We start from the raw sequence: 21,242 nt of genomic DNA on the forward strand, positions 1-21,242 counted from the left end.
ATGTCGTCGATCGCCTTTCGCCGCCGCGCCCAGCTCGGCCTGCTGCTCGGACCGGTCTCGCTTTTCCTCGCCGTCTTCTTCCTCGGCCCGCTCGCCATCATGATCGTGACGAGTTTTCTCGCCCCCGGCCTCTATGGCGGCGTGGAATGGACCTGGTATCCGCACAATTACGGCCGCATCCTCGGCTTTGCCGATCCGATGTTCGAGGATTTCGATCCGGTCTATATCGCCATCTTCCTGCGCTCGCTGAAGATCGCCGCGCTGACGGTGGTCGCCACCCTCCTCGTCTGCTACCCGGCCGCCTTCTGCATCAGCCGGCTTTCCGAGCGCTGGAAGAATTTCTGCCTGTTCCTCATCACCCTACCCTTCTTCACCAGCCTCATCGTGCGGCTGTTCATCTGGGTGCTGATCCTGCGCCAGACCGGCCTCGTCAATTCGGTCCTGCTGAACACCGGCGTCGTCGCCCGGCCGCTGGAGCTGATCTATACGGACGGGGCGATCGTGCTCGGCATGGTCTATGTCTTCATCCCCTTCATGTTCATGCCGGTCTATGCCAGCGTCGAAAAGCTCGACTGGACGCTGGTGCGCGCCTCGCTCGATCTCGGCGCGGGGCCGATCCGCACCTTCCTGCGCATCATCCTGCCGCTGACGGCACCCGGCATTGCCGGCGGGGCGGTGATCGTCTTCATCCCGGCGCTCGGCAATTTCGTCGTGCCGGCCATTCTGGGTGGGGCGAAGGTGATGATGCTCGGCAATCTCATCGAGCAGCAGTTCCTCGCCGCGCGCAACTGGCCCTTCGGCTCGGCGCTCGCGATGATGGTGATGAGCGTGATGCTCGTCCTGCTCTTCGTCTATGTCATCGTGTCCGGCCGCCGCGGCATCGATGCCGCGACCGGGCGCTGAGGAGGTTTTTTGATGAAGATCTTCGCCTCCCTCGCCCGCGGCAGCCTGATCGCCTACACCGCCCTCTTCTTCGCCTTCATCTATATCCCGCTGGCGCTGATCGCGGTCTATTCGTTCAATTCCAACCCGATCAACATGATGACCTGGACCGGTTTCACCACCGAATGGTACGCCCAGGTCCTCGGCTTCAAGACGACGGTCTCGGAAAACGCGCTCTATATCGAATCCACCGACCAGCTCGTCCAGGCCGTCTGGAACAGCCTGATGATCGCCGCCTCCACCACGACCATCGCCACCGTGCTCGGCACGGCGATCGCCATCGCCCTCTACCGCTTCGATTTCTTCGGGCGGCGCTTCTACCGCACCGTGATGTTCATGCCGATGCTGATGCCGGATATCGTGCTCGGCATCGCGCTCCTGATCTTCTTCGTCAATGCCGGCGTCAACCTCGGCCTGAAGACGATCATCATCGGCCAGTGCACCTTCCTGATCTCCTACGTCTTCATCGTCGTCTCCGCCCGGCTCGCCGGCATGGACCGCACGCTGGAACACGCCTCGGCCGATCTCGGCGCCAATGAATGGACGACCTTCCGCAAGGTGGTGTTTCCGCAGCTCCTGCCCGGCATCGTCGGCGGCGCGCTGCTCGCCTTCATCATCTCGATGGACGATCTCGTCATCACCTATTTCATCGCCGGCGTCGACGTGACGACCCTGCCGATGTTCATCTTCGCCATGCTCCGGCGCGGCATCAAGCCGGAGATCAACGCCATCGCCGTGATGATGCTGACCTTCTCCTTCGTCGTCGCCTCGCTCGGCCTCTATCTCCGCTCCCGGCAGAAATGACCATGACCCATACCGCAAAACCCCGCGCCCGCGCCCTCGGCCTGCCCTTCACCGGCCGCACCGGCCCGTTCAACGCCATCACCGATGTCGAGGGCGTCGCCGTCGGCTTCCGCACCATCGTCGAGGAAGCCCCACGCCCCGGCCGCAAGCTCCCGGTGCGCACCGGCGTCACCGCCATCCTGCCCCATAGCGGGAGCGCAACGCCCGTCCCCGTCTATGCCGGCGTGCACCGCTTCAACGGCAACGGCGAGATGACCGGCACACACTGGATCGAGGACGGCGGCACGTTTCTGGGTCCAGTGATGATCACCAACACCCACGGCGTCGGCATCACCCATCACGCGACGATCCGCTGGATGCTGGAGCGCTACGCCTCGACCTACGAGGTCGGCGATTTCCTCTGGCTGATGCCGGTCGTCGCCGAGACCTATGACGGCGTGCTGAGCGACATCAACGCCATGCCGGTGACGGAGGCGGATGCCCGGGCAGCTCTGGAAAACCTTTCCTCCGGTCCCGTCGCGGAGGGCAATTGCGGGGGCGGCACGGGCATGATCGCCTATGGCTTCAAGGGCGGCACCGGCACCGCGTCCCGCGTCGTCACGGTCGGAGACAAGGACTATACGATCGGCACGCTGGTACAGGCCAACCATGGCCAGCGCGACTGGCTGACGGTCTGCGGCGTACCGGTCGGAAAACATCTCCAGGACAACACGCCGCAAAGCCAGCTCAAGGAGCGCGGCTCGATCATCGTCGTCATCGCCACGGACCTGCCGATGGCCCCGCACCAGCTGAAGCGCCTCGCCCGCCGCGCCGCCATCGGCATCGGCCGCAACGGCACGCCCGGCGGCAACAATTCCGGCGATATCTTCCTCGCCTTCTCCACCGCCAATCCGCAGCCGATGGCGCACCGCACACCGGCCTTGCTCGCCCTCGACATGGTCAATGACGAACATCTCGATCCGGTCTATCTGGCGGCGGTGGAAAGCGTGGAGGAGGCCGTGGTCAATGCCATGCTGGCGGCAAAGGACAGCGGCGGCACGCCGCACGACCGTCTGCGCGTCGACGCCATCAGGCATGACGAACTGGTCGCGGTGATGAAGCGATATGGCCGGCACGCGGATGCGCCGGCCACCTGATCCTCGGCGCGGTCAGTTGCCCGTGCCGTCGGGCGTCACGCGCTGGCTGTCGCCGCCCGTTCCCGAATCCTGATTGGGATCGCGGTCCGTCGGAACGGTCTTGCCGCCGCCGGGAACGCTGTTGTCGATCGTATCCTGGGTCGGGGTCTGCGTGCCGCTGGAAGTGGAGGACGTCTGTTCCGTATCGACCGTCAGATCGGCGCTTTCACCCCAGATCTCCACCGCGCCCCAGACGAGGAAGGCGAGCGCCAGACTGATGCCGAGCACTTTCAGCATCGGCCGGCCAAGCCCGCCCTGGCGGGTTTCCCGCGCGGCGTAGTCCTTCCGGGCGGGCTCGTGGGTGCGGGTCAGCGGATCGCCGCGTTCGTCTTGCTGGTGGGTCATGGCGGTCACTCCCTGAAGATCGTGTCAGGGAAGGAACTGGCGGTGGCGGCGAAAGTTCCCGGAACCGCCTCAGGCCTCCGCCGGCCCGTCCAGCCCGAGCCCTTCGAGAAGCCGCCGCTGGCGCAGGAGCAGATGGGTCAGCGCAGTGACGTCGCCGGCCGCCGGCTGGTGCGTCATGCCCTCGTCCACCGCCTCGACGATGGCCTCCAGCGTATCGAAGATTTCGCGCGAGACGCCGTGCAGCTCGGAGAACCGCGGATCGGCGACGGCGGCGGCAAGCGTCGCGGCCGTCACGCGGCCGATGCCGCGCGGCACCTTCGCCCCGGCGTCGATATAGCCCTCCGGCAGGTCCCCTTTGAGATTGCGGACGCGACGATAGCGGATGACGTCGAGAATCTGGTCCACGGCCTGGCAGGCGCCGGCGACGCGCGAGGGGTGGTCGGTATCGGCCGCGGCGTGCGGCAGAAGTTCGAGCTTTCCGGGATGCCGGGCAGCGAGTGTCAGGTAGGGCAGCATCGGCCCGCTGAGCGTGCCGCTTGACGCATCCTTGAAGAGGTCGGCGTCGATGGCGGCGTGGCGCACCTGGCCGGAGGCGAGCGCCCGGTCGAGCGCGCCGGCATCCACCACCTCGCCCCGGTCGTAGTTGACGACGACGGCGCCGCGGTTCATCGCCGAGAGCACGGCGTCATCGACGATGCCGGCATTGGCGTAGGCGCGCCGCACCGGATCGAGCCGCCCGAGGCCGACATGGACGGTGAGCACGTCCGATCCCGTCGCCGCCTCCGCCGGAGAGGCCGCATAGTCGAACCCTTCCGCCTCGATCCACTGGCGGTGTTTCGCGCGCGCATGGATCGCCACCCGCATGCCGAAGGCGCGGGCGAGCCTGGCCACCTCGCGGCCGATATTGCCGTAGCCGATGACCGCCATGCGGCGTCCCTCCAGCTTTGCGGTCGGATAGGACTTGAGGTCGCGGCCGGTGTCGAAATCACCGCCCGCCACGCGCTCGTGCAGAAGATCGACGGGCAGGTCCGGGGTCACCTTCAAGAGCGCCTTCATCACCATCTGCGCCGTCGCGCGGCTGTTGATGCCGGGCGTGTTCATGAGCGGCGCGATGCCGCCTTCGCCATTGCCACCGCCCCAGGAGAGCGAGCCCATATTGCCGGTGCCGGCACCGATGCGCACGCCGCCGAGCGGAAAGACCGCCAGCCGCGGAATGAAGGTCGCCGCGGCGATGAGCGCGTCATATTGCCCGCGATCCGTCTGCGCAAGGATATCCGCCTCGGTGCTGAGGTCGGGCCGGTAGAAGAAATGGATGCCCGGCGGCAGCGCCTCGCCCGCGAAGGCCGCGTCATGGAAGACACCGCCGCTTTGCGCGACATGCGCCGCGACCTCGCTGAAATCCGGACGTCCCTCGCCGTCGAACCGCAGGCCGACGAGATCGGCGATCAGGACCCGGTAGGCACGTTCGGGATCGTCCAGCCGCGCCCCTTCCTGCAAAGCCGCGTTCCGATCCTGCATGGCGCCCTCCCCGCTCGTCTTTCTTCATTTCCGTAGAAGAGTTTTCCGGGGCCTGCAAGCGCCTGCACATACCCGCCCCGCCGGCGCACGGCAGACACTTTAAATCGATTTTTTACAAATGACAGATCAATCCCATCCTTTGTCACTTTGCATACTTGACATATGTCGACACTAAGGTGTAATTTGTAAATACGCGATGGAGAGAGCATCGCTCCTGAAATGCCGGGAGGAAGACATGCAGCCACTCTTGAAGGTGGAGGGACTGAAAAAGTCCTTCGGCGGTGTCGCCGCACTCCGCGACGGCCGCTTCGAACTTGCGGGCGGCTCCGTGCATGCGCTGTGCGGCGGCAACGGCGCCGGCAAGTCGACCTTCCTCTCCATCCTCATGGGCATTCACAAGCGCGACGGCGGCACGATCCTGCATCGCGGCAAGCCCGTCGAATTCAACAGTCCCGCGGAAGCGCTCCACTCCGGCATCGCCATCATCGAGCAGGAACTGAGCCCGGTTCCGCATATGACGGTGGCCGAAAACATCTATCTCGGCCGCGAACCGTCCACCCGCTTCGGCGGCATCGATTTCAAGACGATGAACCGCAACGCCCAGGCGCTGCTGGACCGCCTGGAATTCAACATCTCCGCCAAAGAATACATGATGAACCTCTCGGTCGCGCAGATGCAGCTGGTCGAGATTGCCAAGGCGCTCAGCCACGAGGCGGATGTCATCTTCATGGACGAGCCGACCTCGGCGATCGGCGAGAAGGAGGCCCAGCACCTGTTTTCGGCGATCGAGCGCCTGAAGGCCGAGGGCAAGGGCATCGTCTACGTCTCGCACCGGCTTTCCGAAATCTTCCAGATCGCCGACAGCTACACGGTCTTTCGCGACGGCGGCTTTGTCGGCGCGGGCAAGCTTGCCGATATCGACCGCCCCGGCCTCATCCGCATGATCGTCGGCCGCGAGCTCGGCGAGGAATATATCAAGACCAACACGCCGACCGAGACCGCCGGCCTCGAAGTCTCCGGCCTTTCCGCGCCCGGCAAGATCGAGGACATTTCCTTCACCGCGCGCAAGGGCGAGATCTTCGGCATCTACGGCCTGATGGGCTCCGGCCGCACGGAAATCTTCAATTGCCTCTTCGGCATGGACCGCCCGTCATCCGGCGAGATCCGCCTTGACGGCCAGGCCGTCAGCATCCGCCAGCCCTCCGACGCCATGGCCGAGGGCATCGCCTTCGTCACCGAGGACCGCAAGGTGACGGGCCTCAACCTGACGGACAGCGTGCGCAACAACATCTGCCTCGCCAGCCTGCCGGAAATGAGCCCGGCCTTCGTGATGCGCAGGAGCGAGGAACAGGCGGCCAGCGCCGACATGATCGCCCGCTTCGCCATCAAGGCCGCGCGCGACACGATGCCGGTCTCCGGCCTTTCCGGCGGCAACCAGCAGAAGGTGGTGCTCGGCAAATGGTTCCTGCGCCAGCCGCGCGTCCTGCTGCTCGACGAGCCGACCCGCGGCGTCGACGTCGGCGCCAAGCGCGAAATCTACCGCATCATCTGCGATTTTGCCGCGAGCGGCGGCACGGTCGTGATGATCTCCTCCGAAATCGACGAAATCCTGGGAATGTCCGACCGCATCCTCGTCATGCGGCAGGGACGATCCGCCGGCATTCATGACCGGCAGGAAACGGATGCCCAGTCCCTCGTGCACCTGTCGACCTGACCGGAACGAGACCCGACCGACGCATCCAACCCCGCATGGCAAGAGGTGACATCCGTGTCCAGTATCGAGAACAAGACCGCCAGCAGCTGGCTGAATTCCGATCGCCGCCGGCTGATCGTGCAGGAATACGGCATCTTCCTCGCCTTCCTGCTGCTCGTCGGCATCCTGTCGGTGTCCAACCAGTTCTTCCTGACGCCCGGCAACATTTCCAACGTGCTACTGCAGACGTCGATCAACGGCGTGCTCGCCATCGGCATGACCTTCGTCATCCTGACGCGCGGCATCGACCTTTCGGTCGGCTCGGTCGTCGCGCTGGCCGGCATGGTGAGCGCCAGCTTCGTGACGAGCTCGGCAACGGCCGGCATCGCCGGCGCGCCCTATCCGATGGTGGTGGCGCTCGCCGTCGGCATCCTTGTCGGCGTCGGCTGCGGCGCGCTGGTCGGCTTCATCGTCTCGCGCTTTTCCGTGCCCGCCTTCGTGGCGACGCTCGGCATGCTCTCGGCCGCCCGCGGCGCGACCCTCATCTATGGCGGCGGCAAGCCGGTGCCGGCGCTCTCCCCGGAATTCCGCTGGATCGGCACGGGCAACATCCTCGGCATTCCGATGCCGGTCATCCTGCTCGCCGTGGTCTTCCTCGTCTCCTGGTGGGTGCTGACCCGCACGCGCTTCGGCCGCTACATCTATGCCGTCGGCGGCAACCCGCATGCGGCCAAGACCTCCGGCCTCAACGTCACGCGCATCCGCTTCATGGTCTATGTGATCTCGGGCGCGCTGTCGGGCCTTGCCGGCATGATCCTCTCGGCCCGCACGGGCTCCGCCCTGCCGCAGGCCGGCATCGCCTACGAACTCGACGCCATCGCGGCGGTCGTCATCGGCGGCACCTCGCTTTCGGGCGGCGTCGGCCGGGTGACGGGAACACTGATCGGCGCGCTCATCATCGGCGTCATGAACAACGGCCTCGATCTGATGGGCATCCAGTCCTACTACCAGCAGGTCCTCAAGGGTGCCCTCATCGTCGGCGCCGTCATGCTCGACCAGAAGCGAAACCAGGGAGTCTAAAGCAGTTCCAGCAAAAGTGCGCAGCGGTTTTGCGTCCGGAATTGCCATGAAAACAAAGCGCTAGGGCATTTCGATGCTCTAGCCCGACAGGAACCGGGCGTCTTACCGCGCCCGTGGACGAAACGGCACGCCGAAGTGCGGCCGGAATTCTCAAAGGAGGAGAATGACATGAAGAAACTGATGATCGCGCTCGCCTCGGCGACCGCCCTGCTCGCCTCGTCCGCCATGGCCCAGGAGAAGCTGAAGATCGGCGCGGCCCCCTACGGCCTCAACGCGGAATTCATGCAGATCTGGTCCGCCGCGCTCGAAGAGCACCCCGCCGTCAAGAGCGGCGAAGTCGAGCTCACCGTCTTCGACGGCCGCTATGACGCGCTGGTCCAGCAGGAACAGTTCAACACGATGATCACGCAGAAGTTCAATGCGATCATCTTCGTGCCGATCGACATCGAAGCCGGCGCGACGGCCGTGCAGGCCGCCAGCGACGCCGGCATTCCGGTCGTCGGCTCCAACACCCGCGTGAACTCCGACCTGCTCGCCGCCTATGTCGGCTCCGACGACACGATTTCCGGCTACATGGAAGCCAAGACCGTTCTCGACAAGATCGGCTGCAAGGGCAATGTCGTGATCATCGAGGGCCCGATCGGCCAGTCCGCGCAGATCTCGCGCCTCGAAGGCAACCAGAAGGCGCTCGCCGAGTGCCCGGACGTCAAGGTCCTCGAGCAGCAGACCGCCAACTGGTCGCGCGCCGAAGCCCAGACGCTGATGGAGAACTGGCTGACCTCCCATCCCGGCCAGATCAACGGCGTCATCGGCCAGAACGACGAGATGGCACTCGGCGCGATCGAGGCGATCAAGTCGGCGGGCCTGAAGACCGACGATTTCGCGATCGCCGGCATCGACGGCATCACCGACGCGCTGACCGCCGTCAAGGAAGGCACGATGACCTCGATCCTCCAGGACGCCCGCGCACAGGCCCAGGGCGCGCTGGACCTCGCGATCTTCCATGCGAAGAAGGGCGACTACAAGCCGCAGTCCGACATCTGGGCGCAGTACCCGGACATGCCGTTCAACGACGGCAAGGACAAGGAATACAATGTTCCGTGGACGCCGGTCACGACCGAGAACGTCGACAAGCTGCTGGACATGCGCAAGTAACGGGCAAAACCGCGGGGCGGCCCCGCCGCCCCGCTCTCTCAAGATACGAAGGCTGAACCGATGACCGACACACCTCCCAGGATCGACCTCAACTTCCCGCTCGACGGCAAGGTCGCGCTCGTCACCGGCGGCGCATCCGGCATCGGCGCGGCCATCGCCACGGCCTTTGCGGCCAAGGGCGCGAAGGTCGCGGTGCTCGACATCAACGCCGACATCGCCAAGGCCAAGGCGGAAGAGCTCGGCGGTGCGGCGAAGCCCTTCGTCTGCGACGTCTCCGACCCGGCCTCGGTGGAAAAGGCCGTCGCCGACGTGGCCGCAGCCTTCGGCGGCATCGATATCGCGGTCAACAGCGCCGGCATCGTCGCGCTGGCCCCGGCCGAAGACCTGACGCTTTCCCAATGGGACAAGACGATCGACATCAACCTCAAGGGCAGCTTCCTCGTCACGCAGGCGGTCGGCCGCCGCATGATCGCCAACGGCAAGGGCGGCAAGATCGTCAACCTCGCCTCGCAGGCCGGCACGGTGGCGATCGAGGAGCACGTCGCCTATTGCGCCTCCAAGTTCGGCGTCATCGGCATGTCGAAGACCTTCGCCGCCGAATGGGGCAAACACGGCATCACCGTCAACACGATCTCGCCCACCATCGTGCTCACCGAACTCGGCAAGAAGGCCTGGGCCGGCGAGAAGGGCGACGCCGCCAGGAAGCGCATCCCGACCGGCCGTTTCGCCTTCCCGGAAGAGATCGCCGCCGCCGCCGTGTTCCTGGTCTCGCCGGGCGCGGACATGATCAACGGCGCCGATCTTCTGATCGACGGCGGCTACACCATTCTTTGAGCCCGGACCGGCTCTCGCAATTCTCAAGGAGTTACCATGCAGCGTTTCATCAACGACCCTGACCTTGTTGTCGAGGATACCGTCAAGGGTTTTGTGAAGGCGCATTCGGATATCGTGCGCCTTGCGGAGAACCCGCGCGTCGTCGTCGCCCGGGACGCCCCGTTTGCCGGCAAGGTCGGCGTTGTGACGGGCGGCGGCTCGGGCCATGAGCCGGCCTTCATCGGCTATGCCGGCAGGAACATGCTCGATGCAGTCGCCGTCGGCGAGCTCTTCTCCTCGCCGACCGCCAAGAGCTTCCACGACGCCATCCGCGCGGCCGACGGCGGCAAGGGCGTCGTCGTGCTCTACGGCAACTATGCCGGCGACAACATGAACGTGAAGATGGCGACGAAGCTTGCCGCCAAGGACGGCATCGAGGTCGCGACGGTGGTCGCCAACGACGACGTCTGCTCGGCCCCGATCGCGGAACGCGAGAAGCGCCGCGGCGTTGCCGGCGAGATCTTCATGTGGAAGATCGGCGGCGCGAAGGCGGCGACCGGCGCGAGCCTCGAGGAGGTGCGGGCCGCCGCGCAGAAGGCGATCGACAACTGCCGCTCGATCGGCGTCGGCCTCGGCCCCTGCACGCTGCCGGCCGTCGGCCATCCGAACTTCCAGATCGAGCCGGGCACGATGGAGGTCGGCATCGGCCATCACGGCGAGCCGGGCGTGCGCGTCGAGACGCTGAAGACGGCCGAGGCGGTCGCCAGGGACATGGTGAAGATCGTGCTCGACGATCACGACCTTCCCGCCGGCACCGAGGTCGCCGTGCTGGTCTCGGGCCTCGGCGCGACGCCGCTCAACGAGCTCTACATCCTCAACGACACGATCGAGAGCGAGATCTCGGCGCGCGGGCTGACGATCCGCAAGACCTGGATCGGCAACTACTTCACCTCGCTGGAAATGGTCGGCGCGACGCTGACCGTCATGGCGCTCGACGACGACCTGAAGACGCTGCTCGATGTCGAGACGCGTTGCACGATCATCCTGTGACGGGAGGAAGCCCCATGCAGACCTTCGACAATGCGTCTTCCGGCGCGATCGTCCTCTCGATGGCCGAGCGGATCGTCGAGAACCGGGCCTATCTCAGCGAGATCGACGGCAGGATCGGCGACGGCGACCATGGCGTGAACATGGCCAAGGGCTTCGGCATGGCCGCCGAGCGGCTGAAGGGCAAGGACGCGTCGCTCGCCCAGTCCCTCGACACGCTCGGCACGGTGCTGATGACGGAGATCGGCGGCTCGATGGGCCCGCTCTACGGCGTCATGTTCACGGAATTCGCCGAGACGATCCAAGGCGTGGAGACGATCGACGCGGCGGCCTACAGCAGGATGCTGCATGCCGGCCTTTCCGGCATCCGGTCGATCGGCTCGGCCAAGGTCGGCGACAAGACGCTGCTCGACACGTTCGTTCCGGCGGTCGAGGCCTTCGACGCGGCGACGGCGGCGGGCAAATCCTTCGGCGAGGCGCTGGAAGCACTCGTTGCGGCCGCCGAGGCCGGGCGCGATTCGACGATCGGCCTGGTGGCGAAGATCGGCCGCGCCAGCCGGCTCGGCGAGCGCTCGCTCGGCGTGCTGGATGCCGGCGCGACCTCCTGCGCCATCATCCTGAAGGAACTGTCCGACGGCGCACGCGCCCGCCTCGGCTGAGGCAACCCCAACGGTCCTCCCAGGACGCGCGGCCCGCCCCTCGCAACGGGCCGCGCAACGCTTTTTTGTCAAACCTCCATCTGCCTCGCCCCGTTACGGAACGGGATCATCGGGCGAGGGATAGACCACCGTCCCATCGGGTCTCGGCTCGGCGCCCGGTGTCAGGCGAGCCTCCTCAAGGCGGCCTTCGCCCATGACGTGGAAGACGGTTTCGCCCTGAGCGATCAGGTAATCGGCGACGATGCGGCGATGACACCGCCACCACACCGCCTCCGAGCACATCATTGCGCAACGCCGCCGGCGCCCTTCGGCGCGCAGATGCTCGAGACCCTCCCGAAACTCGCCCGATAGCGCATAGTCGGCGTAGTTGTGGAAGCTCCTGTTCTTCCACAGGCCATTGATGTCGGGCGGCAAGGCCGGCTTGCGGCCGCGAAGCCCGCCGAGTGTCGCAATATGCTCGTAGGATATCTGCACGTCGGCAAGCGCGTCGGGCAGCGTGTCCCGGTTGAACTGCGGATTGGCCCGCGACATCGGCATCTTGCGGATATCGGCGAGGCGCTCGACCCTTGCGGACCGCAACCGTGCGAGAAAGTCCGCAAGGTCGAGGTTGGAATGGCCGATGGTGAAGAACGGCTGCGCCATCGCGTCACGCGCGATCAGAGGGGCCGCGACTGGAAGCGGCGGCCTGCATGAGCTCGAGCGTGTGCGGATCGGGCTCGCCGGCAAAAAATCGTTCCAGGGCGAGCCGGAATCTTTGCCCCTCCGCCCCGGCAGCTTCGCCGAACAGGGTCATCGAAGAACGGAATTTCAGATCATCGGGCGAACCGAAGATCTCATGGACGGAGCGGCCGGACACGCCGAGCACCGCATCGACCGCGCGCGCCAGCCTGTCGGCAAGGACGGGATGCCGGAGATAGGCGCGGGCCTCCTCGATGGAGCCGATGCCGTAGAAATTCGCGGTGGGCGACCGCCCCAGCGCACGCAATTGCGGGAAGATGAACCACATCCAGTGGGTTTCCTTGCGCCCCGCGCCGAGCTCGGCAAGGGCCGTGTCGAAGACGCGATCTTGCGCTGCAACGAAACGGGAAAGCTCGAACGGATCGTTCTGTGCCATCGCATCTTCTCCTGCGCCGTCTGCGCGACCGATCACATCGTTCCGGCTGATGCAGATAGTGCACCATTGGCGCGGGACAAGCGCCCTGTGTCCGGCCGCTCAACACGCATCTTTTCGGCGCATTGCGCGTTGAAGCGAAACCACGAGACGACAGGAGAGAGCGATGGTGAATGTGAGAACAAGCGGTTTCGACAGCCCGGCCCAGCTTCGGGAGTATCTTGCAGAGGTCGAGGAGGACGGCGATATGGTCGAGGCGCCCGAACGCGACGCTTCGCGCGGCAATATTCACCGCGATCTCGCCGCGCTCCGAAAGGACGTCGCTGCTTTGAGAAGGCAAATAGATGCCATGCATCGGCATTCGCCCCGGGCCGGCCGGCCGCGCGAAGACCATTCCTGGCTGCGGATTGCGCTCACGATCGCCGCGACCGCCCTGCTCGGCAATCTCGTTCAGCGCCTGCGCCTCGGAACCGCCGGCGCCGCGGCCATGCCGATGATCGTTGCAAAGGCCGACCGCCGCCTCTGGTGAGGATGTCAGATCGGCGCGGCCGCCAGCAGGACCGCGACGGGCACCGTTATTGCCGACGCGCTGATCGCTACCGCCGCCGCCAGCCTGATCAAGCGTGCGCGCCGCGCGCGCCGGGGATCCCATTCATACGCCATACCTGTCCCTCCGGCCCCCAGAACAGCATGCGGCGCCGGGAGAGTCCATCCCCGGCGTGAAAGGCTCTTGGCTTGGCGAGGAATTGCCATTGCAAAGCGCCCCGCAGCTCTTATCTTTTGCTGCGGAGGTCAACGGAGAAACGGGCGATGAAGGAATTCGTCACCAATGCCGCATCGGACGATGCGATGGAAATCATGGTCCCGGCAAGAAGCAAGGGCCGCCTCCGATGTGCAGCCGTCTGCCTCTGTTGCGAGCGCGCGGACCAGCCGATGGACGATGATGGCTGCGGCATTTGCGATGTTTGCCTCGGATTGCCCGTTCGCACGATGGATGACCCGGACGGCCTTGAAATCCCGGCACCCTCCCCCCATCTATCGCTCACCACCCGTAATCGATGACTGCCTGCAGCGATGGTGCTGCCTCGCGCGTTCGTAGTCGTCCGGGTCCAGAAGGGCGCTCCCCGAAAGGGTCGAGCGCCCTTCGTCTATCCGAGGGCGTGTCAATTCAGTTGCGATGCGTGGTTCCCCCACCCGGGATGATCTGGCTTGCCGTCCTGGCGCAGCGTCGAAATGCACGGCCATTGCCCGGCGGCCGGCCCGGCCGGAAGGGCTCGGATCATGCACTGGCCAAATGGTCGAACAGCGCTTGAACCGTCGGGGTCGGATCGCGTCCGGAGGCCACGCATACGGAGAGATTTCGCGTTGCCCATGCATCTGCCAAGGACGTCAGCGCCAACGGATAGGCTCGCTTGCACCGCCGCGCCACCGTATCCGGCACGATGGCGATCCCGACGCCGTCACTTGCCGCCGCACATATGGATTCAAACGTCCGCAGTCTCACCCGGTATCGGAGCCGTACGCCTATCCTGTCCGCTTGAGCGTCGATGTGATCCTGCAATGCGCCGCCCTCCAGGCCCACGAAATACTGCTCGGCAAGACCGGCGAACCGGGTTTCCTTTTCCATTGCGAGCCGATGTGTCTTTGCCGAGACCACGACTAGTTTGCTCACCGCAAAGGGTTTGAGGAGCAAACCTTCATGGGCGGCCGCATCCGACAACACGCCGATATCGGCAAAGCCCGCGGCGATGCTTCGGGCTATTTCCTGGCTTTGACGCTCCCGGAGTTCGACATCGACTTGAGGATGCGCGGCAAGCCATGGCGACAGGCGGCTTGGAAGAACCTCCACGATGGCTGCCGTATTTGCGACCACCCGGATATTCGTGCGCAGCCCCTTCGCGTAGCGCCCCATTTCCCCACGCATGAGGGTCGCCTGATTCAGGATTTCGCGCGCGTGGTGGGAAAGTGCCTCCCCCGCCTCCGTCAACGCAACGCCCCGGCGTCCCCTTTCGAGCAGGCGGACGTCTCCGGTGGCCTCCATTTCCCGCAGGCGATCACTGGCCGCTGCAAGCGAAAGACCGACCTGCGCCGCTCCGTGGGTGATGCTGCCAGCCTCAGCCACGGCGAGAAAGAGACGCAGGTCGATGAAGTCGAAGCGCATCCTTAAAACGTTACACGCGCCATAGCCTTCGGTCCAGACGAAGGCTGGATACGGAACTGCCGCATTGTGGATGACGGCGCGGCGCGTAAGAAAGCATCATGAATGATGCATCGATCTCATTGCTGCTTGCTGCCGGAGCAACGTTTTTCGTCGCCGGCATCGTCAAAGGCGTCACGGGAATGGGCCTCCCGACGGTCGCCATGGGTGTTCTCGGCGGGCTCCTGTCGCCTCTTGCGGCAGCATCGTTGCTCATCGTCCCATCGTTCGTAACAAATGTCTGGCAACTCGTTTCCGGTCCGAGCCTTGTCGGCATCGTGCGGCGGCTCTGGACCATGATGGCCGGAGTTCTTGTCGGCACGCTCGGCAGTACCTCCATGCTGGCGGGCGGCAATACCAGCCTGACCACCGCCCTGCTCGGTCTCGCGCTCGCGGTGTATGCGGTCTACACGCTGTTGGCGAAGCCCTATCATGTCAGCCAGGCTCATGAAGCGTGGCTCTCGCCGGTGATCGGGCTTGCCACCGGCCTCATCGCCGGTGCAACCGGCGTGTTCGTCATTCCGGCCGTACCCTATGTCCAAGCCCTCGGCTTCGAGAAGGATGATCTCGTTCAGGCCCTCGGTCTTTCCTTTACCGTTTCCACCGTCGCGCTCGCCGCCGGACTTTCCTTGCAAGGGGCATTTCAGCTTGATGGAGCAGCGCTTTCGAGCCTCGCCGTCGTTCCGGCCTTGATCGGCATGTGGGCTGGCCAGCACGTCAGGAAAGCGGTCAGTCCGGCCATGTTCAAGCGCTGCTTCCTGATCGCCCTTGCGCTTCTCGGCGCGGAGATGATGCTGCGGGCCGTCTGGTGAGGCGATGGTCCGACGCGGCCGGCCTTCGCGCCACAAATTCCTCGCAGGATAGATTTCGGGAGACAATCCGGGCGCGCGCTCTATGCTTGCCTCGCAGATTCAGAATTCCGGTTGGAGGGCTGCATGTCAAAAATGCAGCGCTTCGAATCAACGGCAAACCCATTCCCACGCTCGCGGGCGCAAAGGGGCGCTTTGGCTTTAGCGGCGCTCGTCCAAATTCACGTCGCGAGGGTGTTTCATATACGGTTCCAGAAGAGGCCTGGCATGTCCATTCTCGATCAGCTCGACCTTTCGCTTCCCCTGATCCAAGCTCCCATGGCGGGTGTTTCGACGCCCGAACTGGCGGCTGCCGTCTCGGAAGCGGGCGCCCTCGGTTCCATCGGGGTGGGCGCGACGGACGTCGCCGGCGCGCGCTCGATGATCGCGGAAGTGCGCGAACGCACCAGACGGGCATTCAACGTCAACCTGTTCGTGCACGGGCCGGCGTCGGCCAACCCGGCACGCGAGGCGGAATGGCTTGGATGGTTGCGCCCTCTGTTCGCCGAGTTCGGTGCGGAGCCGCCCGCAACGCTCCGCACGATCTACAAGAGCCTTGCGGAAGACGCCGACATGGTGGCGATGCTGCTGGAGACGGCCCCGCCGGTTCTCAGCTTCCATTTCGGGCTGCCGCCTGCCGATGTGCTGTCGGCGTTGCGTGAGCGCGGCATCTTCATGCTCGCCACAGCAACCAGCCTCGATGAGGCACGGGCAGTCGAAGCTGCGGGAATCGACGCGATCGTCGCGCAGGGGATCGAGGCCGGGGGGCATCGCGGCATGTTCGATCCCGCCGCACCCGACGATGCGCTCGGCACCATGGCGCTGACCCGGTTGCTGGTGAAGAACACCTCCCTGCCCGTCGTCGCAGCCGGGGGGATCATGGACGGCGCGGGCATCGCCGCAGCGCTCGACCTCGGTGCGGCCGCAGCACAGCTCGGCACGGCGTTCATCGCCTGTCCCGAGTCCGCTGCCGACAACGCGTACCGCGCCGCACTTGCCGGGCCGGCAGCCTACCACACCACGCTTACGCCGCTCATATCGGGCCGGCCGGCCCGTGCGCTTGCCAACCGCTTTACCGCACTTGCAAGGACGGTCGGAAACCGCCTCCCGCCGGATTATCCGATCGCCTACGACGCAGGCAAGGCCCTCCATGCCGCCGCCAAGGCAAAAGGGGAATACGGCTTCGGGGCGCAATGGGCCGGACAAGGCGCGCCGCTCACGCGTACAATGCCGGCGGCCGAACTGGTCGACACGCTACGGCTCGAACTGCAGGCCTGCCAAGGCAATCCGTAGGCTTGCCCCTCATGGCGCTCACGCCGGGTCTGGTGCCTGTTCGAAACACTCGATCAGCATTTCGGTGAGGATCCGCACCTTCCTTGCGGGATGCTGCCCCGGCGGGCGGACAATGAATATGCCGGCTGGTGGCGGTGGATGGCGCGTCATGACCGGAACAAGCGCGCCGGACGCCATGTAGTCCTGGATAAGGTAGTCGGGCAGCGCGGCGATACCCAGCCCGGCTGCCGCGGCCACGGCAAGAGCCACTCCGCTGTCGGCCTTGAAGCGCCCCCGCGGGTTGACCGTCATGACCCTGTCACCATCCATAAGCTGCCAGGTTTCCATGCCCTGCATGAGGGCCTGATGGGCGACGAGCTCTTCCGGCGTTTCCGGGGATCCATGCGTCCTTATATAATCCGGGCTCGCGACGAACTTCCCGTGGAGCGGCCCGATGCGCCTGGCGATCAGGCTGGAATCCTGGAGAGTGCCGATCCGGATCGCACAATCGAAACCTTCGGCGACGAGATCGACGAAGCGGTCGCTGTAGGACGTGTGGATGTGGAGCTGCGGGTGGCGTCGCGCCATGTCCGCGAGCACCGGGGCGAAGTGGGTCGGGCCGAACGAAAGCGGCGCGGCAATCCGCAGGCGGCCGCACAGCTCACCGGCGGGCAGGATCGTTTCCCTGGCCACGTCGATCTCGGCGCAAACCCTGGCGGCATAATCCCGGAACGTGGCACCGGCTTCCGTGAGAGCGGCGCCGCGGGTGGTTCGTGCGAGAAGCTGGGTACCGAGCTCCGCCTCAAGCCGTATAAGCCGCCGGCTGACCATCGACTTGGAGATGCCGAGCCGGAGCGCCGCAGACGTAACGCCCCCCGCATCGGCAACCTCCACGAATGTCCGCAGGTCTTCCATGTCCATTCGGCGTTCCCCATATTGCGACACAGCTTAGCACGAAAGGGCGCTACCGCATCATGATGCGGGATGACAGAGTCCGTTTCGCAGGCAGCGCCGCATCCGGCGCCTGTCGATTGCCAGACCAATCCCACACAAAACGGCAACAGAGGATGTCTTCATGACCTTTCGTAATGGCCTTGCTTCGCTTCTTCGTCCCGAAGATTCGGTCCTCGTCCTGATCGACCATCAGCCCTATCAGCTCGCGAACCTGAACAGCCATGACCCGCACATCGTGGTCAACAATTCGACGGCGCTGGCAAAGGCCGCCAAGGTCTTCAACGTCCCGACGATCCTGACAAGCGTCATCGCCGATCGCGGCGGCCTCCTCTTTCGGCAGATCACCGATGTGTTCCCCGGCCAGGAGGTGATCGACCGGACGTTCATCAACACCTGGGAAGATCAGAAGGTGGTCGATGCGGTCAAGGCGACGGGACGCAAGCAGCTCATCATCGCCGGCCTGTGGACCGAGATCTGCGTCGCGATGCCGGCAATCCAGGCTGCGGGGGAAGGCTGGGATGTGACGGTCATCACCGATGCGTCGGGCGCGGTTTCGGTCGAGGCGCATGAGGTCGCCATCCAGCGCATGGCCGCGGCGGGCGTGAACTTGATGACCTGGCTGGCCCTGGCATCCGAGTGGCAGCGCGACTGGGCACGGACCGAAACCGCCATCGCGCTGAACGACGTGGTCCTCCAGCACGCTGCCGGAAGCGGCATCGCCTATCTTTGGGAGCAGCAGCTGCTCAACACGCCGGCACCGGGCACCGCGGGCTGATCCGGGTGGGGATGGCGAGGTCTCGAACGGGGCATCGAGGAAAAGCCGGTTGCTGTCGGGCCTTGTCATCCCCTCTCTGCAAGAACGCCGCCCATGCCTGATGGACGTGGCCGGCCCGATCTTTCGCGCGCGTGGTCGTTACGGCATCGGATTTTCGCGGGCACCGCCGCCGATCATGATCGGCGGCAGCCAACAATGCCGGATCGCGGCCCGGGCACCCCATGGCCGTGTCCGGCTCGGAGTGGCCACAAGCGATTGCGGCGGAAAGGACAAGGCAATCCGCATCACCACCGACGCGATGGGCGAAACGGTCGCGATCGGATCCGGCAAGGAACCGCTCGCCACCGCGGCAGCGGCACTGAAGGATCTCGAGCACATTCTGGCTGCAAGGGCGCGCCGGTTTCAGTTCAGCAACGGTCCGCATGACAATCCTTCCGAAGAGGTTGCAGACCGCGGAGCCGAGGAAACGGACAGGCCACGGCGCTCACGTGCCGTGGCCTGGTGTCGTAGGTCGGTGTCAGCCTATCGCGCAGCCTCTTCGATCAGGTCGGCGACGACCTGCGGCTGCGAGACCATCACGACATGCGACGCGCCTTCCACGACGACCGTGCGCTTGGAGCCCGCGCGCTCGGCCATGAATCCCAGTGCTTTCGCCGGGATGTTCTTGTCGCCATCGCCATAGACGAAATACGACGGCAGCGCCTTCCAGGCCGGGTCGCCGGACTTTTCCGTCAACGCCGCCTCGGTGATCGGCCGCTGGCCGGCCGCCATCAGCGCCGTCGCTTCGGCCGGAACGTCGTGCGCGAACTGGTCGCGGAACTTCGTCTGGTCGATGTAGAGGTCGACGCCGCCCCCGGCGAGCTTGACCGGGGCAGCAAGCGCTTCGCCGAGTGTACCGCCGGGGAACCTGCCGGCCAGCTCGGCCGCGGCCTCGCGAGTGTCCGGCGCAAAGGCCGCCACATAGACCAGCGACTTGACGTTGTCGTGCCCCTTCGCGGCGTTCGAGATGACCTGGCCGCCATAGGAATGACCGACAAGGACCACCGGGCCCTCGATGCTGTCGACGACATCGGACACGAGCCGTGCGTCATGCGAGACGCCGCGCAGCGGATTTGCGACGGCGACGGCCCTGTACCCATCCTTGTGAAGGCGGGTGATGACTCCGTTCCAGCTCGAGGAGTCGGCAAACGCGCCATGCACGAGGACGATGGTGGGCTTGGCCGGTTCGGCGGCGGCGGCACCGGAAAGAAGCGTGGCTGCGAGAGCAACCGTTGCAGCAAACTTGGACATGATACTTTCCTTCTCTGATCTGGTTCTGTGGATTTCGGGACCTGAGGACGCGCTCAGCCGCGAATGAAGGTCAGGACATCGGCGTTGAAGCGTTCGGCCTCGGTCTCGGCGAGCCCGTGCGATCCGCCGGGATAGACCCTCAGGGGTCGCATCCGGGACGATTTCCGCGGCCAATCGAGCGGAAGCCTTGAGCGGGACGATCTGGTCATCATCGCCGTGGATGATCAGGGTCGGGCGATCAATCCGCCGAAGGTCTTCGGTGTAGTCGACCTCGGAGAATTCGCGGACGCAGTCATACTGGCCCTTGATGCCGCCCTGCAGGCCGATGCGGCGGAAGTTCTCGCGCAGGCCCTCGTTGGTTTCGACGCCGTCGCGATTGAAGCCGTAGAAGGGAACGGTCAGGTCGAAGAAGAACTGCGGCCGGTTGGTAGCGGTGTTCTTTCGGATGCCGTCGAACACCGAGAGCGGTGTTCCCTCGGGATTGGCATCCGTCTTCAGCATCAGCGGCGGGACGGCGCCGACAAGGACGACCTTGGCGACACGCGCCGTGCCGTGACGGCCGATGTAGTGCGCGACCTCGCCGCCGCCGGTCGAATGACCGACGAGGATCACGTCGCGCAGGTCCAGCGCCTCGATCAATTCCGCCAGATCGTCGGCGTACCGGTCCATGTTGTTGCCGTCCCAGGTCTGGTCGGAGCGGCCATGGCTGCGGCGATCATGGGCGATCACGCGGAAACCATTCTGCCCGAAGAACAGCATCTGCTGGTCCCAGGCGTCGGATGACAGCGGCCAGCCGTGAGCGAAGAGAATGGGCTGGCCGACACCCCAGTCCTTGTAGAAAAGCCGGGTGCCGTCGCTGGTCGTGAAGTAGCGCGATGAGGCCCTTTGTCAATTGCTTGCAAATCAATCGCGCACAAATTATTTGTGAGAGAAAGGAGACCGCCATGACGCCAGCGCCCGCCAGCCAGCCCCCGTCCATCCCGGATGTCTCGGAAATGCTGTGCTTTTCCGTCTATTCCGCCGAACACGCCTTCACGCAGCTGTACCGCCCGCTGCTCGACAAGCTCAAGCTCACCTACCCTCAGTACCTCGTCATGGTGACGCTCTGGGGCCGGGACGGCCGCACCGTGAAGGAACTGGGCGGGATTCTTTTTCTCGACTCCAGCACGCTTACGCCCCTTCTCAAGCGGCTGGAGGCGGCCGGTCTGGTCACCAGGACGCGAAACCCGAAAGACGAACGCGAGGTCCTCCTGCATCTGACCAAGGAAGGACACGCGCTGAGAGGCCATGCGGCAGAGATCGCGCGTTGCATCCAGGACGCCGTCGGGCTCGACGGCGAAACGATCAGCGCCATTCGCGCATCGATCGACGACATACGCGATCGTCTCCAAAGCGTTGAGCGCTCCTGAAATCAAACTCGCGTGAGGAAAGGCAATGGGTGCAGCGGCACGTTGGGTTTGGCGACAGCGTTTTCGATTGTTTTGAAAGACGATAGCGTATCATGTTGTTGAGCGCCGGTGCGGTCCGGCGGCCCCTGAAACGGGCCGCCCGGCATTTCCCCGGA

The 21,242-nt window shown here is 65.2% G+C and carries 21 protein-coding genes and 3 pseudogenes; 16 read left to right on the top strand and 8 right to left on the bottom strand.

All coding sequences use genetic code 11. From position 1 onward, the window contains the following. From AABQ55_RS25570 to AABQ55_RS25580, 3 genes are read left to right on the top strand one after another with little or no spacing between them, the layout of a single operon-like run. Positions 1 to 903 (top strand): ABC transporter permease, encoded by a 903-nt coding sequence (locus AABQ55_RS25570; RefSeq protein WP_272808025.1) that lies wholly within the window; start codon positions 1 to 3, stop codon positions 901 to 903. 12 nt (positions 904 to 915) lie between these two features. Then, positions 916 to 1,746: an ABC transporter permease gene (locus AABQ55_RS25575; RefSeq protein WP_272808024.1), complete on the top strand. Its 831-nt coding sequence runs from the start codon at positions 916 to 918 to the stop codon at positions 1,744 to 1,746. Continuing rightward, positions 1,743 to 2,882 (top strand): DmpA family aminopeptidase, encoded by a 1,140-nt coding sequence (locus AABQ55_RS25580; protein WP_272808023.1) that lies wholly within the window; start codon positions 1,743 to 1,745, stop codon positions 2,880 to 2,882. Before AABQ55_RS25575 ends, AABQ55_RS25580 begins: the two co-directional genes overlap by 4 nt. Positions 2,883 to 2,894: 12 nt before the next feature. On the opposite strand, the gene AABQ55_RS25585 is transcribed toward AABQ55_RS25580, so the two are convergent. After that, complete coding sequence (locus AABQ55_RS25585; protein WP_272808022.1) at positions 2,895 to 3,266, bottom strand: hypothetical protein; 372 nt, start codon at positions 3,264 to 3,266, stop codon at positions 2,895 to 2,897. A 69-nt stretch (positions 3,267 to 3,335) separates the two neighbouring features. Then, a pseudogene (locus AABQ55_RS25590) lies at positions 3,336 to 4,754 on the bottom strand (NAD(P)-dependent oxidoreductase); the annotation flags it as partial. Positions 4,755 to 5,019: 265 nt separating this feature from the next. On the opposite strand from AABQ55_RS25590, the gene AABQ55_RS25595 reads away from it, so the two are divergent. The 6 genes from AABQ55_RS25595 (at position 5,020) to dhaL (ending at position 11,231) form a co-directional block, all read left to right on the top strand. After that, a complete protein-coding gene (locus AABQ55_RS25595) occupies positions 5,020 to 6,498 on the top strand; it encodes a sugar ABC transporter ATP-binding protein (RefSeq protein WP_272808021.1) in 1,479 nt (492 codons plus the stop codon). A 54-nt stretch (positions 6,499 to 6,552) separates the two neighbouring features. After that, positions 6,553 to 7,557 (top strand): ABC transporter permease, encoded by a 1,005-nt coding sequence (locus AABQ55_RS25600; protein ID WP_244766014.1) that lies wholly within the window; start codon positions 6,553 to 6,555, stop codon positions 7,555 to 7,557. Positions 7,558 to 7,725: 168 nt separating this feature from the next. Continuing rightward, positions 7,726 to 8,712: a substrate-binding domain-containing protein gene (locus tag AABQ55_RS25605; RefSeq protein ID WP_244766013.1), complete on the top strand. Its 987-nt coding sequence runs from the start codon at positions 7,726 to 7,728 to the stop codon at positions 8,710 to 8,712. 60 nt (positions 8,713 to 8,772) lie between these two features. Then, on the top strand, positions 8,773 to 9,546 hold the full coding sequence (locus tag AABQ55_RS25610; RefSeq protein ID WP_272808020.1) for an SDR family oxidoreductase: 774 nt from the start codon (positions 8,773 to 8,775) through the stop codon (positions 9,544 to 9,546). Positions 9,547 to 9,582: 36 nt separating this feature from the next. Beyond that, complete coding sequence (locus AABQ55_RS25615) at positions 9,583 to 10,575, top strand: dihydroxyacetone kinase subunit DhaK (RefSeq protein WP_272808019.1); 993 nt, start codon at positions 9,583 to 9,585, stop codon at positions 10,573 to 10,575. Between the two features lie 14 nt (positions 10,576 to 10,589). Further along, entirely contained in the window at positions 10,590 to 11,231 is a 642-nt protein-coding gene (gene dhaL, locus AABQ55_RS25620) for a dihydroxyacetone kinase subunit DhaL (RefSeq protein WP_272808018.1), read from the top strand. A gap of 93 nt (positions 11,232 to 11,324) precedes the next feature. Here dhaL and AABQ55_RS25625 read toward each other — a convergent pair whose 3' ends face one another. Next, positions 11,325 to 11,873 carry a DUF488 domain-containing protein gene (locus AABQ55_RS25625; RefSeq protein ID WP_272808017.1) on the bottom strand — a complete coding sequence of 183 codons (549 nt, stop codon included), beginning with the start codon at positions 11,871 to 11,873 and terminating at the stop codon, positions 11,325 to 11,327. A 4-nt stretch (positions 11,874 to 11,877) separates the two neighbouring features. Further along, positions 11,878 to 12,345 carry a DUF1810 domain-containing protein gene (locus AABQ55_RS25630; protein WP_272808016.1) on the bottom strand — a complete coding sequence of 156 codons (468 nt, stop codon included), beginning with the start codon at positions 12,343 to 12,345 and terminating at the stop codon, positions 11,878 to 11,880. A 163-nt stretch (positions 12,346 to 12,508) separates the two neighbouring features. Here AABQ55_RS25630 and AABQ55_RS25635 point away from each other — a divergent pair, with 163 nt between their 5' ends. Then, positions 12,509 to 12,871, top strand: a complete 363-nt coding sequence (locus tag AABQ55_RS25635; RefSeq protein WP_272808015.1) for a hypothetical protein — start codon at positions 12,509 to 12,511, stop codon at positions 12,869 to 12,871. 281 nt (positions 12,872 to 13,152) lie between these two features. Continuing rightward, positions 13,153 to 13,404 carry a hypothetical protein gene (locus tag AABQ55_RS25640; RefSeq protein ID WP_272808014.1) on the top strand — a complete coding sequence of 84 codons (252 nt, stop codon included), beginning with the start codon at positions 13,153 to 13,155 and terminating at the stop codon, positions 13,402 to 13,404. A 217-nt stretch (positions 13,405 to 13,621) separates the two neighbouring features. Here the strand turns inward: AABQ55_RS25640 and AABQ55_RS25645 are convergent, their stop codons facing one another. Beyond that, positions 13,622 to 14,503: a LysR family transcriptional regulator gene (locus tag AABQ55_RS25645; RefSeq protein ID WP_272808013.1), complete on the bottom strand. Its 882-nt coding sequence runs from the start codon at positions 14,501 to 14,503 to the stop codon at positions 13,622 to 13,624. Between the two features lie 98 nt (positions 14,504 to 14,601). On the opposite strand from AABQ55_RS25645, the gene AABQ55_RS25650 reads away from it, so the two are divergent. Together AABQ55_RS25650 and AABQ55_RS25655 are read left to right on the top strand one after the other, a co-directional pair. Next, positions 14,602 to 15,351: a sulfite exporter TauE/SafE family protein gene (locus AABQ55_RS25650; RefSeq protein WP_272808012.1), complete on the top strand. Its 750-nt coding sequence runs from the start codon at positions 14,602 to 14,604 to the stop codon at positions 15,349 to 15,351. 264 nt (positions 15,352 to 15,615) lie between these two features. Further along, positions 15,616 to 16,680, top strand: a complete 1,065-nt coding sequence (locus AABQ55_RS25655) for an NAD(P)H-dependent flavin oxidoreductase (protein WP_272808011.1) — start codon at positions 15,616 to 15,618, stop codon at positions 16,678 to 16,680. 18 nt (positions 16,681 to 16,698) lie between these two features. Here the strand turns inward: AABQ55_RS25655 and AABQ55_RS25660 are convergent, their stop codons facing one another. Continuing rightward, complete coding sequence (locus tag AABQ55_RS25660) at positions 16,699 to 17,580, bottom strand: LysR family transcriptional regulator (RefSeq protein ID WP_272808010.1); 882 nt, start codon at positions 17,578 to 17,580, stop codon at positions 16,699 to 16,701. 154 nt (positions 17,581 to 17,734) lie between these two features. Between AABQ55_RS25660 and AABQ55_RS25665 the strand changes: the two genes are divergently transcribed. Both AABQ55_RS25665 and AABQ55_RS25670 read left to right on the top strand, forming a co-directional pair. Next, a complete protein-coding gene (locus AABQ55_RS25665) occupies positions 17,735 to 18,388 on the top strand; it encodes a hydrolase (protein ID WP_272808009.1) in 654 nt (217 codons plus the stop codon). A 262-nt stretch (positions 18,389 to 18,650) separates the two neighbouring features. Continuing rightward, positions 18,651 to 18,788: pseudogene (locus AABQ55_RS25670) on the top strand (homoserine dehydrogenase); the annotation flags it as partial. 122 nt (positions 18,789 to 18,910) lie between these two features. Here the strand turns inward: AABQ55_RS25670 and AABQ55_RS25675 are convergent. Together AABQ55_RS25675 and AABQ55_RS25680 are read right to left on the bottom strand one after the other, a co-directional pair. Next, entirely contained in the window at positions 18,911 to 19,678 is a 768-nt protein-coding gene (locus AABQ55_RS25675; RefSeq protein WP_272808008.1) for an alpha/beta fold hydrolase, read from the bottom strand. Positions 19,679 to 19,731: 53 nt separating this feature from the next. After that, positions 19,732 to 20,545, bottom strand: a pseudogene (locus AABQ55_RS25680) (alpha/beta fold hydrolase); the annotation flags it as partial. A 77-nt stretch (positions 20,546 to 20,622) separates the two neighbouring features. On the opposite strand from AABQ55_RS25680, the gene AABQ55_RS25685 reads away from it, so the two are divergent. Next, a complete protein-coding gene (locus tag AABQ55_RS25685) occupies positions 20,623 to 21,087 on the top strand; it encodes a MarR family winged helix-turn-helix transcriptional regulator (RefSeq protein ID WP_272808007.1) in 465 nt (154 codons plus the stop codon). The last annotated feature ends 155 nt before the right edge of the window (positions 21,088 to 21,242 follow it).

Source organism: Shinella sp. WSD5-1 (assembly GCF_963942435.1).
In the GTDB taxonomy this organism is placed as follows: domain Bacteria; phylum Pseudomonadota; class Alphaproteobacteria; order Rhizobiales; family Rhizobiaceae; genus Shinella; species Shinella yambaruensis.

Bases quoted from the DNA above. Each gene is read 5' to 3' on its own strand.
- AABQ55_RS25675 (WP_272808008.1), bottom strand. From the start codon at position 19,678: ATGTCCAAGTTTGCTGCAACGGTTGCTCTCGCAGCCACGCTTCTTTCC.
- dhaL (WP_272808018.1), top strand. From the start codon at position 10,590: ATGCAGACCTTCGACAATGCGTCTTCCGGCGCGATCGTCCTCTCGATG.
- AABQ55_RS25655 (WP_272808011.1), top strand. From the start codon at position 15,616: ATGTCCATTCTCGATCAGCTCGACCTTTCGCTTCCCCTGATCCAAGCT.
- AABQ55_RS25575 (WP_272808024.1), top strand. From the start codon at position 916: ATGAAGATCTTCGCCTCCCTCGCCCGCGGCAGCCTGATCGCCTACACC.
- AABQ55_RS25665 (WP_272808009.1), top strand. From the start codon at position 17,735: ATGACCTTTCGTAATGGCCTTGCTTCGCTTCTTCGTCCCGAAGATTCG.
- AABQ55_RS25580 (WP_272808023.1), top strand. From the start codon at position 1,743: ATGACCATGACCCATACCGCAAAACCCCGCGCCCGCGCCCTCGGCCTG.
- AABQ55_RS25625 (WP_272808017.1), bottom strand. From the start codon at position 11,873: ATGGCGCAGCCGTTCTTCACCATCGGCCATTCCAACCTCGACCTTGCG.
- AABQ55_RS25595 (WP_272808021.1), top strand. From the start codon at position 5,020: ATGCAGCCACTCTTGAAGGTGGAGGGACTGAAAAAGTCCTTCGGCGGT.
- AABQ55_RS25640 (WP_272808014.1), top strand. From the start codon at position 13,153: ATGAAGGAATTCGTCACCAATGCCGCATCGGACGATGCGATGGAAATC.
- AABQ55_RS25635 (WP_272808015.1), top strand. From the start codon at position 12,509: ATGGTGAATGTGAGAACAAGCGGTTTCGACAGCCCGGCCCAGCTTCGG.
- AABQ55_RS25685 (WP_272808007.1), top strand. From the start codon at position 20,623: ATGACGCCAGCGCCCGCCAGCCAGCCCCCGTCCATCCCGGATGTCTCG.
- AABQ55_RS25650 (WP_272808012.1), top strand. From the start codon at position 14,602: ATGAATGATGCATCGATCTCATTGCTGCTTGCTGCCGGAGCAACGTTT.
- AABQ55_RS25615 (WP_272808019.1), top strand. From the start codon at position 9,583: ATGCAGCGTTTCATCAACGACCCTGACCTTGTTGTCGAGGATACCGTC.
- AABQ55_RS25630 (WP_272808016.1), bottom strand. From the start codon at position 12,345: ATGGCACAGAACGATCCGTTCGAGCTTTCCCGTTTCGTTGCAGCGCAA.
- AABQ55_RS25570 (WP_272808025.1), top strand. From the start codon at position 1: ATGTCGTCGATCGCCTTTCGCCGCCGCGCCCAGCTCGGCCTGCTGCTC.
- AABQ55_RS25610 (WP_272808020.1), top strand. From the start codon at position 8,773: ATGACCGACACACCTCCCAGGATCGACCTCAACTTCCCGCTCGACGGC.
- AABQ55_RS25660 (WP_272808010.1), bottom strand. From the start codon at position 17,580: ATGGACATGGAAGACCTGCGGACATTCGTGGAGGTTGCCGATGCGGGG.
- AABQ55_RS25585 (WP_272808022.1), bottom strand. From the start codon at position 3,266: ATGACCCACCAGCAAGACGAACGCGGCGATCCGCTGACCCGCACCCAC.
- AABQ55_RS25645 (WP_272808013.1), bottom strand. From the start codon at position 14,503: ATGCGCTTCGACTTCATCGACCTGCGTCTCTTTCTCGCCGTGGCTGAG.
- AABQ55_RS25605 (WP_244766013.1), top strand. From the start codon at position 7,726: ATGAAGAAACTGATGATCGCGCTCGCCTCGGCGACCGCCCTGCTCGCC.